This window comes from Paenibacillus yonginensis (assembly GCF_001685395.1).
GTDB classification, from domain to species: domain Bacteria; phylum Bacillota; class Bacilli; order Paenibacillales; family Paenibacillaceae; genus Fontibacillus; species Fontibacillus yonginensis.
The window spans coordinates 4927118-4942940 of record NZ_CP014167.1; the positions used below are offsets into that span (position 1 = coordinate 4927118).

Annotated in this window: 17 protein-coding genes; 3 read left to right on the forward strand and 14 right to left on the reverse strand. The window is 39.9% G+C overall.

The window, feature by feature from the left end; all coding sequences use genetic code 11:
• Positions 1-26: 26 nt before the first annotated feature.
• Positions 27-2582, forward strand: coding sequence for a DEAD/DEAH box helicase (locus tag AWM70_RS22225; RefSeq protein ID WP_237167786.1), 2556 nt, complete (start codon positions 27-29; stop codon positions 2580-2582).
• A 187-nt stretch (positions 2583-2769) separates the two neighbouring features.
• Here AWM70_RS22225 and AWM70_RS22230 read toward each other — a convergent pair whose 3' ends face one another.
• The 12 genes from AWM70_RS22230 to AWM70_RS22280 all read right to left on the reverse strand — a co-directional run bounded on the left by AWM70_RS22230 (position 2770) and on the right by AWM70_RS22280 (position 13692).
• Positions 2770-4719 carry a DUF3732 domain-containing protein gene (locus tag AWM70_RS22230; RefSeq protein WP_068700122.1) on the reverse strand — a complete coding sequence of 650 codons (1950 nt, stop codon included), beginning with the start codon at positions 4717-4719 and terminating at the stop codon, positions 2770-2772.
• Between the two features lie 9 nt (positions 4720-4728).
• Positions 4729-5223 (reverse strand): three component ABC system middle component, encoded by a 495-nt coding sequence (locus AWM70_RS22235; RefSeq protein ID WP_068700124.1) that lies wholly within the window; start codon positions 5221-5223, stop codon positions 4729-4731.
• Entirely contained in the window at positions 5220-6356 is a 1137-nt protein-coding gene (locus AWM70_RS22240; RefSeq protein WP_068700126.1) for a hypothetical protein, read from the reverse strand. The genes AWM70_RS22235 and AWM70_RS22240 overlap by 4 nt, the downstream gene beginning before the upstream one ends.
• Positions 6357-6490: 134 nt before the next feature.
• Positions 6491-7333, reverse strand: coding sequence for a tyrosine-type recombinase/integrase (locus AWM70_RS22245; protein ID WP_068700128.1), 843 nt, complete (start codon positions 7331-7333; stop codon positions 6491-6493).
• Positions 7334-7412: 79 nt separating this feature from the next.
• Entirely contained in the window at positions 7413-7862 is a 450-nt protein-coding gene (locus tag AWM70_RS22250; protein ID WP_068700130.1) for a YopX family protein, read from the reverse strand.
• 12 nt (positions 7863-7874) lie between these two features.
• Positions 7875-9422 (reverse strand): FtsK/SpoIIIE domain-containing protein, encoded by a 1548-nt coding sequence (locus AWM70_RS22255; protein WP_068700132.1) that lies wholly within the window; start codon positions 9420-9422, stop codon positions 7875-7877.
• Between the two features lie 309 nt (positions 9423-9731).
• A complete protein-coding gene (locus AWM70_RS22260) occupies positions 9732-9917 on the reverse strand; it encodes a hypothetical protein (RefSeq protein ID WP_068700134.1) in 186 nt (61 codons plus the stop codon).
• Positions 9918-10594: 677 nt separating this feature from the next.
• Positions 10595-10753, reverse strand: a complete 159-nt coding sequence (locus AWM70_RS23615; RefSeq protein WP_169823490.1) for a hypothetical protein — start codon at positions 10751-10753, stop codon at positions 10595-10597.
• Positions 10754-10780: 27 nt separating this feature from the next.
• Positions 10781-11122 carry a hypothetical protein gene (locus tag AWM70_RS22265; protein WP_068700136.1) on the reverse strand — a complete coding sequence of 114 codons (342 nt, stop codon included), beginning with the start codon at positions 11120-11122 and terminating at the stop codon, positions 10781-10783.
• Positions 11119-12081 (reverse strand): S-layer homology domain-containing protein, encoded by a 963-nt coding sequence (locus tag AWM70_RS22270; protein WP_068700137.1) that lies wholly within the window; start codon positions 12079-12081, stop codon positions 11119-11121. The genes AWM70_RS22265 and AWM70_RS22270 overlap by 4 nt, the downstream gene beginning before the upstream one ends.
• Positions 12082-12101: 20 nt before the next feature.
• Positions 12102-12557 carry a hypothetical protein gene (locus AWM70_RS22275; RefSeq protein ID WP_068700139.1) on the reverse strand — a complete coding sequence of 152 codons (456 nt, stop codon included), beginning with the start codon at positions 12555-12557 and terminating at the stop codon, positions 12102-12104.
• Positions 12558-12669: 112 nt separating this feature from the next.
• Positions 12670-13692 (reverse strand): S-layer homology domain-containing protein, encoded by a 1023-nt coding sequence (locus AWM70_RS22280; RefSeq protein ID WP_068700141.1) that lies wholly within the window; start codon positions 13690-13692, stop codon positions 12670-12672.
• A gap of 126 nt (positions 13693-13818) precedes the next feature.
• Between AWM70_RS22280 and AWM70_RS22285 the strand changes: the two genes are divergently transcribed.
• Together AWM70_RS22285 and AWM70_RS22290 are read left to right on the forward strand one after the other, a co-directional pair.
• Entirely contained in the window at positions 13819-14025 is a 207-nt protein-coding gene (locus AWM70_RS22285) for a helix-turn-helix transcriptional regulator (RefSeq protein ID WP_068700143.1), read from the forward strand.
• 177 nt (positions 14026-14202) lie between these two features.
• Positions 14203-14892, forward strand: coding sequence for a helix-turn-helix domain-containing protein (locus tag AWM70_RS22290; RefSeq protein ID WP_068700145.1), 690 nt, complete (start codon positions 14203-14205; stop codon positions 14890-14892).
• A gap of 59 nt (positions 14893-14951) precedes the next feature.
• Here AWM70_RS22290 and AWM70_RS22295 read toward each other — a convergent pair whose 3' ends face one another.
• Both AWM70_RS22295 and AWM70_RS22300 read right to left on the reverse strand, forming a co-directional pair.
• Positions 14952-15272: a hypothetical protein gene (locus AWM70_RS22295; RefSeq protein WP_068700147.1), complete on the reverse strand. Its 321-nt coding sequence runs from the start codon at positions 15270-15272 to the stop codon at positions 14952-14954.
• Positions 15269-15748 carry a hypothetical protein gene (locus AWM70_RS22300; RefSeq protein WP_068700149.1) on the reverse strand — a complete coding sequence of 160 codons (480 nt, stop codon included), beginning with the start codon at positions 15746-15748 and terminating at the stop codon, positions 15269-15271. Before AWM70_RS22300 ends, AWM70_RS22295 begins: the two co-directional genes overlap by 4 nt.
• Positions 15749-15823 lie beyond the last annotated feature (75 nt).

The following is a 15823-nucleotide window of genomic DNA, read 5'->3' on the forward strand; positions in this document are numbered from 1 at the left end:
TGTATGATAGGAGCCCACTTATATATTTGAAAGTTCTGGAATTTTCTTTAGGGGGAAAAGTCATGGTTGATTTTAAAAAGTTAAGATCAGAAAAAGCAAAGCCTAAATCAATTGACCCTGTAGATATATTTAGACGTTCCCCGAAGCCTGAGGGGGTTAAAGATCTTTTTAGTAGCCAAACAGAAATACTCAATGCTTGGTTCGAACGTCGTAATGAACGTGATACTGTTCTTAAGTTGCATACTGGCGGTGGGAAAACTTTTGTCGGGTTGCTGATCGCTCAATCAACTATGAATGAAACAAGTGAACCTGTACTTTATTTGACCCCAACTACACAACTCGTTCAACAGACACTTGAAAAAGCGAAAGAAATGGGTATTTCTGCTGTTCCATATGTTTCAGGACAACCACTAAATGAAAGATTTGAGAACGGCACAGCAATTATGGTAGGGACATATAAAGCTCTATTTAACGGAAAAAGTAAATTCGGGGTTCGTGGTGATGTTAAACCACAGAAAGTCGCTGCGATTATTTTAGACGATGCCCATGCAGCATTTTCGGTAATTCGTGATTCTTTCACTTTAGAAATAAGAACGAATGGCAAGGGAGCAAATTATCCTAGGTATCTGGAACTTACGAATTTATTTAGAAAGTCATTTAAAGAAATTGATAAGCTTGGGACACTGGAAGATGTGATTGAAGGAACTGAATATGCAGTTTTAGAGGTTCCGTATTGGGCATGGCATGAACAATTAGATGCGGTGCGAGAACAACTTAGAACTGATTCAGAACAGTACGCTTTGATTTGGCCATTAATTAGGGATCGGCTTCATATGTGTCATGCTTTTATCAGTCGGACTTCCTTTACTATTACTCCAGTACTTCCATTTGTTCATTTATTTCCAACTTTTTACGAGGCCCCGCGCAGGATTTATATGTCCGCAACTATTGCTGACGATAGTGAAATAATTAGAACGTTTGATGCTGATCCAAACTCTTTGAAACAAGTTTTACAGTCTCGGTCTTTAGCTGGTATTAGTGAGAGGATGACATTAATTCCAGATTTAATGCCTTTTAAGTTTAAGCATGAACATATAGAAAAACTTATTACATGGGTAGCTGATGATAAGAAGCTAGGGACTGTAGTACTCGTTTCTTCAGATGAGGCTGCAAAACGGTGGTCTAAGGTTGCCACGGTAGCAAAAGGTTCGGAAGAAGTTGAAGAATTAGTGAATAAGCTAAGGAATGAGGAAACAAGAGGACCGGTCGTCTTTTCGAACCGCTATGATGGAATAGATTTACCGGGAGACTCTTGTCGAGCCTTAGTTATGAGCGGACTACCTTCAGGCACTTCGAATTATGAGCTTTTTCGGGCAAGTGCTTTATACGGAGGAACAACACTAACACGAATGTTAGCTCAAAGAATTGAACAAGGAATGGGCAGAGGAGCACGAGGGGCAGGCGACCATTGTGTAGTTTTGCTAGTTGGAAGTGATATATCGGCTTGGGTTGCGAAAGAGGCGAATTTTAGGTTTTTGACCAGCGCGACAAGAGCCCAGCTAGACATGGGAATCGATATAAGTAAAAAGGTTGAATCACTTAAAGATTTAGTAAAAACAATTCAACAGAGTCTTGATCGCGACCAGGACTGGACAGAATACCATGCCGAGACATTAGCCGAACTAGTTGATGAAGAAACTTCGAATGATGCTTATTTTAAACTGGCTGCCGGTGAGAGAAAGGCGATTAATTTATGGGAAGATGGTTATTATGATCAAGCAATTTCGAAACTGCAACAATTGATTGATCACAAAGATCAGGGCTTGGATACGCAAATGCGAGGGTGGCTCGAACAGTTAGCAGCGCGCATAGCAGACAAATGGGGGAACGCAGAAAGAGCACAAGATTTGCAACGCCAAGCATTTTCAAATAATAGAAATTTATTAAGACCAAGAATACTTCCACCTTATCGTCCTTTATCTACGCTTGGGCCTCAAGCTAAGGCTTTGGCGGAGAATATTGGTGGGTATCGGCTTAGACGAGGATATTTACAAACTTTTGAGGATGTAGTAGTAAAATTAAATCAGCAGTCCACTGCCAATCAATTTGAACAGGCTTTATGTGAATTTGCTAAAATGATAGGTTTGAACGCCGAAAGACATGATAACCAAGGTGAAGGACCGGATGTACTTTGGCTATTACCAGAAAAGATAGGATTCGTTATAGAAGCTAAGAGCCGTAAGAAGGGGGAAAACCCTCTTACTAAGGAACAGCATGGGCAGCTACTAGTTGCCGCAGAATGGTTTTCAGTAAATTACCCAGGATACGAGTGCGTGAAGATTAGTGTGCATCCTAAGAATCAAGCTACACGTGCTGCTGTTGCAGGTGCATCTCATGCATTGACTTTCGAAAAACTTGCAGTAATGATATCAGATGCACGGTCATTATTAACGTCTCTCTGTGAGTCTCAACTTAGTCCAAGTCATTTAGAAATCGAGTGTACTCGCTTATTGGAACACTCGAATCTGCGATCTGATCGGATTTCGTCCTTTTACTTAATGCCATTTGAAGTTCAGAGTTAAGCTTATCAGGAAAATTAGTTTGTAAAAATATAAAAACTCGTACTTTGACGTACGAGTTTTTATTATTGATTGCATATAAAGTGCAGAATCTACTCGGTCTGATTGGTCAAATTGGAGCTATAGGGTGTGAAATTGGTAGAAAATCTTTATGGAGAAACCTCTTCACTTGGCTTGAAAAGTTGCCCACCTAAATTAATGCTTCACCACTTCTCCAGTTTCTTCGTGTGAATTGTTCAAAACTTTTTCGTTCTTTCTCAGTTTGCATAGAGGTAAAGCCTACATGATCTACAACAATCAACTGTGGTTTGACTCCTGTATCTAAAAATATTTGTTCAATTTCATCAAACATTACTTTGTACATTTTTGTAACTGCGAGTTTATCATTTTCAATTTCTTCTTGCGTTCTCTTGGTATCAGGTTCCTCAACGTCCTGTGGGAAATATACTTGACTAGGTTGATCAAAAAACATGAAAAGAGGCATGGGGGATCGTTCCTTTTGAGACGTGAAATAACGAAGCAAACTTAAGAAAAGTGCAATATGGCAAGAGACCCAATTTGCTCCGCTACCCATTTCACTAAGTGTAACTCTCTCCCCGAATTTTCCTTCTAAAGCCAATTCGAATTCTTCCAAATTAAATACTAAATCATATTTTTTAAATTCGTCTTCGAAATCCAAGTTCTTTTTTAGTTTATTCATATTTTGATTGATTTTCTTCAAGGCAACTTTTTTTTCGGCTTCTAGATTGAATTGATTAAGTTTTGTGTTGCATTCTTCGATTTTGCTTTGAATATCCTCAAGCTCCTTGTCTAGATTATTAAATAAACCTTTGTCAATCGTTTCAAGATAAATTTGTATTTCTAGCCTACAATAGTCTAGTTTCTTTTCTAAGTCATATTTATTGCTTTGAGATAGATAGTTTCTTTCTATATTTCTCATCTGTCCCCATAGGCGTCTAATTTCTTTAACTACTTGATCCATTTGCTCAGTTATTTTTCTTCTTTCCTCAGAGAAATGATCAGTACTATTAGTAATTAATCTTATCTCATCGGTTAGCCACAAGGAGGCCTTTTCAATATCCTTAGATATTTGGTGTAAGTCAGTACATTCTGAACCGCATAATGGACAGGCATAATCCGTTTCATTTTTTGCGGACAACTCGGATTTTTCTTTCAATTTTTCTAGTGAGTTAATGTAATCGTTACTATTATCTGCCGCTGAATCCAGTTTTATTAATCTGCTTTTTAAAAGTTGTTCTTGTTCTCTTAGCTCCTCAATTGCTGATTTGATTGCTTCATATCGAACAATGATCTGGTCAGATGTATATGAATTATCGCTTAATTTAGGAAGATTTCTGGCAGTTTCAATAAGCTTCTCTAAAGGCTGTTTTTCCTTGAAATCAATCCCTATTAATGCATAATAATTCTTGACTTTCGGAAGTAAATCATTGATGATTCCTGTTTTAACTTTTTGATCACTTATTAAATTGTTCTGAATTCTCTTGAGTTCTTTTTTATAAGAATTTAATTGCATTAAGACGGAGTAGTATTCTTGGCCTACTATTCCTGCGAAAATTGGAAACTGTTGAATGACATCTTTTTTCTTTTGATAATCGTCGAATCTATAAAAAAGTGCAAATTTACTCGCCATTAGATTTTGATGTTGAAACAGATACGAGGTCATATGTCTTAATGAGGCTGCTTCCTTGGTATCTTCAGCATTTTCTTTTACATTAGTAACTCGAAGATTCAGCACTTGTTCCAACTGCTTTTGCACTAATTTATAGTCAATAAATTTTTCATCTTCAAAAAATGATCTTGTTATCGTTCGGCAATTAATCTCGTCACTAATGGGGGCAAAAAGCATTTTCTTTTTTTCTAAATAAGTATTTTTTCTTGCGATTATGTATCTTTGTTCATTAATAATTAATATTAACGAAAAAATAGTTGCGAAATCTGTTATTTTGCCCTTCGGAATCGTTGAGCGAGAACTGCAAAGACAATAATCAATGATTTCTACTATAGCACTTTTCCCGGTTTTTGATTCCCCTGTGATTATATTAGTTCCTTCGTGAAAATCAACAAAACGTTTTTCTTCATCATCATTAAGAATAATTATGGCCTCTATTCTACTTTGCATGAGTATCACCTATGCTTTCGTTCTAATTTCCAGAAAACTTTCAAATTCACTTACTTCAATCTTGCTGAATATTTGCCCTAAATAATACGCAGATTTAAAATACTCTCGTATTGAAGGAGCGATTTTATTGTATTCAAAGTCTTCAAGAAGAACGATTGATGACTGAAATCTTATATTTTTCTGATTTGCAAGTATAATAATGGATTGTTTGGTAGGTTCGATATAGTCTTGAAATAATTCAGCTACATGATTCAAAGTGAATTTAGAATTTAGTTTTGTATTATATTCCTTCATTATTATCTCTTTAGAGAAAAGAGAGTAAAGTGTACTGTCTGTTCTTGCATTGTTTAATCTATCTCTCGAGTCCTTATACATTATGATTGGCAAGACATAAAAAATGGTCTTCAAATCAACCTCTTTTTTGTAACCTGTCAGGAAAGAATGTATAATTTTACTTAAAAAGAATGGATTATACATTAAAATCTCTATATGTAGTATGCTCATTTCACATCTCCTACATGCCAAGTTAAATCTCCATCATCTACTATGCTATGAATAACACCTCTTTGGAAAAAATCACGATTATTACTTACGCCGTTGATAGGACGAGCCTCTAGGGCCATCGATTGAAGATACAGTCTCTGTGATTCAGGTAAGACAATAGTGATATTTCCATTACAATTTATTTTCGAGATTTTTTTGTTTGTCGATAAAGTTTTTAACAATTGTTTTCTATAATCTTTGAGGTCTTTAGATTTGACGACATTTGTTTCGAAATAGGAAATAATCGTTTTACTGGTTCTACAGTAATCGTTTATTGCCTCCGTAATTTCGTCATGCAAGTCAATTCTTTGTATTTCAGAAACGAAAGGTTTGTTCTTCAATCGTTTAATCTCGACAAGAGTAGGCTCGTAATCCTCGAAAGTAAGTTGCAACGGAGCTGAAGAACTATCAATAAATCTTTCGGCATAGCTTTTAAAAATATCGCTAAAATCGCTATAAGAGATTTCCCAGTGATTCTCTCTAACGGGTATTGTAAGTAGCAATCCAATAAGTGAAGAAACAAACTCTTCCATTCTTTTTTCTGTACTAAGAAATCTAAAGGTAGTTTTATTATATTTTGTTATTATTGATTTAATGGTTTTTTGCTCTGAATGAATTTGTAATCTTTCTAGTACACTCTTCAGCTTCTCTGCATTATGATCAGTCGAAAAAATTTTATCATAGATTGGTCTGAATTCTTTTTCATTTATTTTCTTAACGGATCCAATATCTTTAATAATTTGATATCTTGTATCTACATTCATCTCTTCCCATTTACGGAATATGGACTTTTGAGATAGCCTAGCTGTTGTAAATAAGATTAGCTCGTCTATTTCAGTATACTCATCGAAATTCCTATACCAGTTCCAAATGGTATTCCATATCTCTTTATCGCGATCCGAAAGTACTGTATCCTCAAAATGATGTTTAACCTCAATTTGTTGCGAAGATTGAGAGGTGGAGATTAATGTAACATCTCCAAGTTGCTCCATTATAACTTTTTCATTTTCATTCATATCTAAGCATTTAATTAGTCCAATGTAAGTCTGATATATAAATCCGAGTGTTTTTAGAGTATTATCGTTAGTAGCCATATAGTCCCCCTTTTAGCTACACCAATCGACTTGTTCAAACACTCTTCACTGAGAACAGGTCGAAAAATGGAATTTTCTCACTGTATTATACTACATTTTATAGTTGATGGTTACCTTTAGAAACGAATAGAGCATTAGGCAAATGCTCTGCTAATCGCCTTTTCCAGCTCCACGTGGCTAGGCTTACTATATCGCCTCGTAACCTCCAAAGAAGCATGGCCAGCAAGCTCAGCGACGGAAGCGATATCGATTCCAGCGCTTACGAGTTCTCGGCAGTACGTATGTCTTAGTTTATGAGGATGTATGCCATAGTTTTGCAACATATGCTGAACAGAACGGATACTGATGCGCTGTTTGTATTGACTAAGGAATAGCGCATAATCATTATCCGTTCGGGTTTTAAGATATTTAGAAATATAGTATCGAGCATCTACGGGGAGGGGGACTGTTCGAGAAATGTTTCCTTTGCCCTTACGAATTGTAAGGGAGCCAGAGCGTTCACTGAGCTTCAGATCGCTAAGGCTCAGTTGACACAACTCGCTTACGCGGATACCGGTAAAGAGTAGGGTGTAAATTATGGCAATATTGCGAAGATTCCCGTCACACTCCACATCTCGAAGCAGTTTATTCCGTTCTGTCCGAGATAGCGATTTGGGAGCCGTGTGCAAGGCTTTACTTTGCACAGGGAATTGAATGCCTTCCATAACATGAGAGCAGCCTTTAAACGCTGCGAAGGCGGCGATTGCAGCGAACACTTTACCGATAGTGGCTGCGCTTAGATTCGTCGTTTCCAAATGCTTGATATACTGTTGTACATCTACTCGGGTTAGCTTATCGATATTCCCTCCGCTATTGTGAAGCCATGAAGCGAACGCTTGGAGGGAGTAGCAATAGGTTTTAATGGTATTTGAAGATTTTCCTGACTCCGATTGCGAGGATGTGAAGTCGCCCAGTAATTCTACGCAACTTTTTTGCACCGTTATTGCCTCCTTAAAATGTTTCTGCGCCCCTTTCAAGGTGCGAAAGTTGCGCAGAAGGATAATTCTACGACAGAAGTTACTTCTCCCAAGTCTTCTTCACAGCCTCGACGTTGTACTTAATCTTGTTAGCCTTTGCCTGATAAATTGACCAGAAGTCGCCTACAACTTTCATTTGGTATAGATCATCATTCAACCAGAATTGAAGGCTCATATCATGAATCTCACTAAATGGGTGATTAATATCGCCTAGAGCTGAAATCTCGTAATGAACACACTTGAATCCGAAATCTTCAGGGGCATCGGAGCGTTCGACTGTCAAACACGCAGCTTTGTTGTTCCGTATGGATTGCAACACATCGCCTTCAAAGATCGGATTCCCTTCAGAATCTTTAAAGCCAGTGTTCTGAAGAAGTCTACAATCGTTAAATTCGAATGTCTGTCCACCTTTGACCGTGACAGCGATATCGGAATGGCTGACGTAACCGTAAACCTTCTCGTTGAATAGAACTTTATACTGTGGATTCATCTCAGTTTCTCCTTAAAAAATATCGTTGTAGTTCCTTCCAACTTCTTGTTGATCAGATTTGTTCAAATGGATTCCGCTTCCGAACGCATAGCCTTCATGTGGATTCCGATATCCTAAAAACAACCTTCGAAAATCGATATCATTGACGTATGGGACTTTCAGCAATGAATCCATTGGCGCATCCGTTCCTCTGACGATGAATAGCCCGGAGTAATCAGTTGAAGGGAGGCGCTCGAACGCGGCGCTATTCCCAAGAGCAATCTGACTTGACGCTTGAGAATCCATTCGGCCAATGCAGCGGAAAGAGATGTTAGATCGAAAATCGGTTGAGCCTAAGCTTTCTTGTGAGGGCCTTTGTGTAGCAATGAGCAAGTGTACCCCGTTGCTTCGTCCCTTCGCGGCAATTGTCTTAATACAAGCCATGCCTTCATCAAGTCCTTGCCATTTGTCGGTAAACTGCGCGAATTCATCGAACACAATGAATATTTCAGGCAGATTCGAGCCGGTCATCTCGTTGTAAACGGTAATATCCGGCGATACTCCCCATTCTTTTAATAGTTTTTCACGCCGTTCAACTTCCTGTACCGCGCCTTTTACAAGCTGTAGCGCAGCTTCTTTGGTTGTGGCAACTGGATAACCGACATCTTCCACAAATCCGAAACTAACACCGCCTTTCAGATCGATGAAAACAGGCAAATGAGCCTGTCGTTGAAGCTGCAAGATAATCGAGTATAGGGCGGTTGACTTCCCAGCCCCTGTTGTTCCTGCTACAAGTCCATGCGGAATTTTACGGTAATTCCAAGCAACCGTGCCTTTGCAATTCACGCCGACAATTACACTTTCCGATGCTTGAGTGGCGGCATGAAGGTCGATCATATGCTGAAAGATAATTTCCTTCGGTAGCGGCTGTTTGGCGATTTCGACTCCAACCGTCCCTATACCGTCAAAGTCCCTGTAGATAGAGAATACAACTTTTTTCAAATAGGCTTCGATTCGGGTTAAGTTCTCTTCCCAGCGGCTAAAGGCAATTGAAGGAATATCCCATACATAAATTTCTGTTGTGCCAAGATCACGATGGAGCGGTACATCATAAGTGCCTTCTTTCAAACGGAATACTTCATTGAAGAACCGCTCCCATGCCTTTTTCATCGGGTAATACGTGCTTGCGTTGTTTCCTGCTGCAGCCGACTTCGGTTCGTTAACTACCAGTTCATTGGATTTATCGAAGTAGATACTTTCCGCTTGTCGTTGTTGGAAGCCAACGGAATGAATGGCCGTTTGAATTTGACTCAGGTTTTTTATTCGCTTGCTGAATAGCAAGGCTTTGGCTTGTTTATGCAAGTCAGCGAGGCTTGCGTAGAAAAGATGCTCAGAAGCTTCATGCTCGGCGGTGAAAGCGCGGATAATCGGGAATAGCTTATACCCTTTGAATGTACAAACGATGAAAAAGAATGCAACTGTCAACAGACTTATCGGGAGCCAGTCAAAGGGAAACCAACTTATCCAGTGCAAGATGATAATGGTAAAGGAAGCCCCTACAGCAGAACCCAATAGCCACAAGAACCGCTTTCTAATCGCCGGGCCGGAGCGTAAAGGCCTAGTCGAAGTGCCAGTCGAAAATTTAGCGGCCTGTAAGGGGATTTTATGGTTTCGTAACGTAATATCAGCCGTACAGCCTGATCAATTTTCTGCTGCGGAATGTTCACTTCAAAGGAAGGTGTTTGACTGATATTCACTAGCACCGCCACAGCATTCTGAAGATCATCGATTGCAGCTTGACTCCAAATTGCGATAACTCGTTTGCGTAGCCGCTCATGGCCTACGTAATTGAACCATGAATGGACTTTTTTTAACCATAGAGGAACGAAGTTAAGATGACGTAGACGCTTGAACACCATGTTTCGCTCCCTCCGCTGCTTGTCGTGTGGCAACGTATGACAACATTAAGCTTTTAATAACCTTAGATGGACGAGTCCCGGCGGCATAAGCCCGAATACAGAAGTCCATGTAGAATTCCTTGTCTAGCGTCACGGTAATGCGTTCTTTTTCGCTCATGAATAGCGCCTCCTGCCAGATCGGGAAGAGCTTAAGCTTAGTGGAAGGTCAAGCCTTCACCGTTCTTTGAAAGTTGGTATGGTTTAGGTGTTAAAAGAATACAGAGGGAATGTGGATGAGAGAGGAGTAGAGGAAGAAGCAATAGGGAACACGCACTTTTCGATATGAAGCCGACCCTGCCTTTTTGGAAGTATCCCGTACATCGTTCATTGCTTTATATCATAATTATATCACACGTTCTATTTAATATCAAAATATAAAATTTAAATATATCACGAAAATTACTGATGGTCAATAATTAATAGTATTATTTTATGACTTTAAAGCGGAGGGGTGAATGTAATTGAAGCATGATCGAATCAAGTAAAACGGAGCATCCTTGCATCCGGGTTAAGTGCGCCACTTCTGGCCCTTCGTTGTTTTATCATCAAGAGAAACAACTGACACACCTAAAATTCTAAAATAAGGTATATTGGTTTATTTGTTGATCCTTTTGATGAAGGACGGCATTGGCGGCTGAAGCGAAGTGAAAAATTATAATAGAGGTTATGAGGTGAATCCGGGTGCGTCAGCGAGTCAACATACGAAAAACCGCGCCAAATATGGGGTTGAAATAAATGGGGAGGGTGGGGTTCAGAGATTGGTCGGCTGTTTACATGTGTCAGTAAGCTTTCAAATCAAACTACTGAATCAACCTTACCTTTATCCTTCACAAAAGTTACAGTACCTACCTCAGTATATCCAGAGGGAACTGCTGCATGTGAAGTACTATTAAACAATAAAAAAGAGGAAAAGGCGACTACCGTAGTAGCCGCCAAAGCGATTATTTTTTTCATTCGGGATATCCCCCAGGGGTGATATTTTTATTGTACCACTGTGTTATAAATACCGTTGGCGTTTGCATTAGTGATAGGTAGGAAGGACAAAATGATGTTCTGTCCTTTTGGAATTTTAGCCAGATAGTCCTTGTCGATAAGTGTCCCTTTAATCCATGTTACAGTCCCTGAAGCTAGCTGACCAGATACATATTTTTTAACATCAGGGTAGTTAACCAAAGACTGGTAGTCTTTAGGGTCAACATTGGCTTTGAACTCAGAGATACCATATACACCATCAGGGTTGGCAGGGTTAGTAGATACCCCTTGACCGCTAACAGATTCTAAATATTTATTTCCGATACTGATGCTACATGGTACATAAGTCAAGCCAGCGTTCGGGGTAAATTTTCCACTAATCTTTGTATCGTAGATACCGATAACAGCATATGCATTTTTGTCGAATTTAACTCGAACGTAACACCATCGGCATTATACCAACCAAGTTTGTACTGGCTGAGTAAATTTCTGTTAGGGTCATTCGCATCATCGAGGTCGACTACAACGTATTGTCGTGCTGTACATACAGCCACACCATCGTTGGACTTAGACACAAGTTTACTACTATCAAAGTATTCCTCGCTACTCCAAGGAGTTCCAAAGTACTTAGGCAATGTAGTCAAGATGTTTGTCTTGTGCCACAATACCTCAGCGGCGCCGGTAGCATACTTGTCAGTAGCCAATGTCTTACCTGCTTTGATATCCAAGATACGCTCGATAACCACTACTGCCGAAGCACGAGTTGTAACTCCGTCAGGTGCGATTTCACCCTTACCTACACCTTGGATGATACCGTTCTTAGCGGCTTCATACAGGTTACGGTTGGTGTCATAGTCTTTCTTGTAACCTGTAAGTCCTGCACGTACTGCCAACGTTGCCATTTCCTTACGTGGGATTGATTTATCCCAAGTAGTAGAAGCAAAGTCTTTAGCGTAGTATCCGGCTTTCGTAGCGGCATCAACATAGGGTTGATACCAGGAACCGTTAGCCGCTACAGTGTCAAGTTTCATAGCCGCTACCAACATTTTCAGGAACTCAGCTCGAGTTACCTCAGCGTTTGGCTTGAACGTCCCGTCCGTGTAACCTGATACATAACCTTTAGCAACAGCCGTTTTGATTGCCGCTTCAGCCCAGTGTCCTTTAGTATCCTTGAACCCTGCCGTGCTTGCTGACTGAGTAGAAGCTGCTCCATCAGAACCACCGAAAGTTGCTGCATTCGATACTGCGGAACCTACAAAAATATTTACTGCGAGTGCTGCACTCAACAGACCTAATCCAATTTTCTTCATTTTGTTCCCTCCGGATTTTGTTAAAACTGTATCTTTCCTAATACAAGTTGAGAATCGTTAAGTTTTTGAGTCCTCCCTTTCTCATCAATAAAAGAATAGTTCAGCATTAATTGTTTTAATCCATCGTAAAATATGCTCTCAAGGTGTGTATTTAACGACCTCTGCCAGTCGGGATTGTCAATCAAGAAGCTATAGTCGAAAACGCTTATAGTCTGATTAGTAAAATATACCGGCGTTGGAGGAATTGCGGATGTCGAGAAAATAAACCCACTCTCCTCAGCCCTTCCGACCGGTGTAGAGTGAAATTCTATAATCCATACTTCGATTTGGGTTGTCATAGGATTTAGGCGAGTTGTAGCTTTAACATTGGCTGAATGCTGTTCATGTACCTTATACCATATTATTTGGAATGGAATCGTGAAGTTAATTTCGTTATACAATCCTTCTAAATTTTTCTTTAAATTCAGTGCGTCCATATTTTTATCCTCCTCGATTTGCTATCTATTTATCCTATAGTTTCTTCAAGTGTGTTGAGTCTCGCTGTATGCAGCTATTCGATTTGATTGGCGTGAAAAGCAATCTTCCTTATTACTTAATTCCAAGAGCTTTGAATATGGCGCTTAGCGATACATTATTGGCAAATTGATCCTTTACTACGAGATCGGTTGAGGGAACGCCATTGGCCCATTTATGATAATTTGCATAATCAAAGGACATTACTGTGTAGTCATCAATAACAGAAGTAAATGTGTTGTCAGTAAAAATGTTGATATCAATCTTGAACTCAGAAGGAAGATTTTTGAAAGTGTAGTCCTTACCGAGTACAATTTTCTCTTTAGTAGTTCCATATTGAATGCCGATTAGTGGATTTACTTCTGGCATCTCAGGAATATTGAACTTTAGTGTTCTGGTTGAGTAATCCCATGTAAAATCTTGAAAGATGAGTTGAGCATATTTTTTCTGGTCGATTCCTTTATATTTCAGAGGTTCCCAAACGGTACTATCTTCTTCTACCTTAATATCACTGTTCGGATTCTCGTACTTTGATTCGGTTGTCGGTGCTGAATCAAGAACAGCAAGTTTCTTTCTAACATTCAAAATGAAAGCAATAGCCTCTGCTCTGCTTAAAAGATCATTCCCCTTGTATCCGATAATGCTTCTATCTGTTTTGCCGTTAGATAACCCTTCGTCCAGTAGGTAGTGAATCGAATCATTCACATTGAAGTTTTTGCCGGATGCATTGACCAGCAGTTTAGCGATTTGTCCACGATTAACGGGCTTGTTCGTCTCGCTAACAAGTGTCCAGTTGTTCAGACGGGCATAGGATAAATACGGAGCATCCCAAGACTCGCCTTGGGTGGGAGCGGCTAGATCAGCTTTATACGCCTTGAGCAGCATAGCAAGAAATTCAGATTGAGTGACGTTCTGATCAGGCTTATACGAACCGTTAGGATAGCCAGTAATAATACCGTTATCAACCCCCCATTGAATGGCGGAATAGCTCCAGTGAGTGGCTGGAACGTCATTAAAGCGCGTTTCGTTAGCCGCCACTGTCAACGGCGCGGCGAGCAGTAGCATAGACATACTTAATGCAACAATCTCTTTTTTCATAGTTGTCTCCCTTCAGAATTATGTAAAAACCACCTTTTATACGTCATATATTACACGACATATATATCGTTATAAAGCATAAATTTATTCGATAACATAGGGGTAAAGCGGTTAGGAGCAATCCCCTTGAAATTAAGTGAAGCAAGGAATAGAAAGAATATCGTTCAAGAGGATTTTTCGCATATGATAGATGTTTCGTTGAGATACTACCAAAGACTTGAAAGCGGAAAATCAGTACCAACTATCAAGATAGCGTTACGGATATGTAGAATACTGGAAGTCAGCCCATTCGATATTGATGAATGGCAGGATAATCCGACGTCAAAAGAGTAACCGCACATACTAAATATGGCGGTTATTTTTATTATCATTAATATCGTAAAGTGGGCTGAATATAAATTCCACGGACTTTAAGTCACAGTTACCATTTTACGACAAAAATCTACAACTAATGACCTATATGACCGATATCTATCCTAAAGGGTTTGGAAAAGCTTGGGGGTTGTGGACGTGGATATTCGAACGGAATTTGGGAAAAGGGTAAGGGAGTTGCGTGCTCGCAGTGGAATATCGCAAGAACTGTTAGCCGACCGTGCAGGATTAGACAGGACATACATAAGCGGTGTAGAGCGTGGCGAGCGTAATATAAGTATTCTTAACATTGAGAAAATCGCGAGTGCGTTGAATGTTTCGATAGAATATTTGTTCTCCAATGAACGTTTTTCAAACAACTTGGCCTATTTGAAAAAAGATTTCGAAGTTCCTTTCTTGGAACGCTTCAAATATCATCTGGATAGCAGCAAGAAGATACTCAGCTTTCAGGTTCATGGGTTACTGACTGGTGAGAATGTAGATTATATGTCCAGTACGTTGTTTGGCATTGCCTCTAACTTTTCGAAGGGGGAACTAAACATCTTCGTTGACCACCGGGACATGAAAACATCGGACGGAGAACCGGTGGTTTATTCTCCCGAAGTAGCTGAGAAAGCGATTTTGTTCCAACAGAGCGTAATAACATCCAGCAAGCAAGCCGTGGTTTTATGTAATAGTGAATTCATGGTTCACCAAATGAACTATGTGACAGCGATTAGCGGGATACGAGATAAAGCAACACATCTATATGGCAATGATAGGGATATGATTGGGAAGGCATATGAAATGCTGGATATCAACGGGAATGAACTTATCAAAGCGTTATGATAATTGGGCATGAAAAGAGAGAGAGGCGAATGAGCTAGCCTCTCCCTCTGATAGTCTCATTAATGTTCCTCTGGAAGATGGATGGTAATAACTAAGCCTTCGGTAGAAGTCGGGCCATAATCCTCAACGCTCACCCAAATCTCCTCAAAAATGCCCGGATACGCGTCCGCCGATTCGGTTAAAATCGCGTTTCCGTCTTCATCCACGATGTCTACCCAATCTTTAACGGCTGCGTTTGCAATAAGCAGTTGGTCGCCGTACTCCAAGAACCGACGGAGAGCGGTTTGGTAAAGCATTTCGACTGTAATCGATGGCAGTTCAAAAGCGGCTACTCTGCGGGATTGAAGCAATGTCAGGTTTCGATTTCTTGGAACGTTCATCGTGTTCCCCTCTTTGCGTCGTGATTTATATTCAGTGGATTGCTGATTCGTATGACAGGCAGGGAGCTTGCGTTGTTTTCAAAAATACGTAAAGTGGTATAGGCTTGCAAATAGCCGATGCCGCTGTAGCAATTAAACAGGGCATCTTGATCGATCAGACTTAGAACTTCAAAGAAGGGATGCAGCCATACGTCATAGGCATTGATGAGCTGTGGCGAGTCAAAGTTGCTAGAATCCCTCCTATGAAGCGAGAAGGAGGGGTAAGCCCACTCAATAAGAACCTCGAAGTGGCAGTTTCGGTATTTGCTCGGTTCGCAGAACAAGTTCAGTTGCATCTTCTGGAAAATTTGGTCTGCTAATTGTAATGCGCTAAAAAGGCGATTGGAAGCTGCACTTTGCAACTCTGTTCCCGTGTTCATTTCTCTTGCCAGCACTTTAAATTTCGGCAAGCTGAGATATTGTTTTTCGTGTATCATAAGGCGAATCTCTCCTCGGAATATAAAAGTTGTAGGCTTGCGAAGCTTCAAGACATAAGAACACCTCACTTTTTT

What these genes read in the sequence shown, in the direction of transcription:
- AWM70_RS22275 (WP_068700139.1), bottom strand. Translation starts at nt 12,557, where the DNA reads ATGGACGCACTGAATTTAAAGAAAAATTTAGAAGGATTGTATAACGAA.
- AWM70_RS23615 (WP_169823490.1), bottom strand. Translation starts at nt 10,753, where the DNA reads ATGAAAAAAATAATCGCTTTGGCGGCTACTACGGTAGTCGCCTTTTCC.
- AWM70_RS22235 (WP_068700124.1), bottom strand. Translation starts at nt 5,223, where the DNA reads ATGAGCATACTACATATAGAGATTTTAATGTATAATCCATTCTTTTTA.
- AWM70_RS22230 (WP_068700122.1), bottom strand. Translation starts at nt 4,719, where the DNA reads ATGCAAAGTAGAATAGAGGCCATAATTATTCTTAATGATGATGAAGAA.
- AWM70_RS22300 (WP_068700149.1), bottom strand. Translation starts at nt 15,748, where the DNA reads ATGATACACGAAAAACAATATCTCAGCTTGCCGAAATTTAAAGTGCTG.
- AWM70_RS22295 (WP_068700147.1), bottom strand. Translation starts at nt 15,272, where the DNA reads ATGAACGTTCCAAGAAATCGAAACCTGACATTGCTTCAATCCCGCAGA.
- AWM70_RS22270 (WP_068700137.1), bottom strand. Translation starts at nt 12,081, where the DNA reads ATGAAGAAAATTGGATTAGGTCTGTTGAGTGCAGCACTCGCAGTAAAT.
- AWM70_RS22240 (WP_068700126.1), bottom strand. Translation starts at nt 6,356, where the DNA reads ATGGCTACTAACGATAATACTCTAAAAACACTCGGATTTATATATCAG.
- AWM70_RS22260 (WP_068700134.1), bottom strand. Translation starts at nt 9,917, where the DNA reads ATGAGCGAAAAAGAACGCATTACCGTGACGCTAGACAAGGAATTCTAC.
- AWM70_RS22250 (WP_068700130.1), bottom strand. Translation starts at nt 7,862, where the DNA reads ATGAATCCACAGTATAAAGTTCTATTCAACGAGAAGGTTTACGGTTAC.
- AWM70_RS22280 (WP_068700141.1), bottom strand. Translation starts at nt 13,692, where the DNA reads ATGAAAAAAGAGATTGTTGCATTAAGTATGTCTATGCTACTGCTCGCC.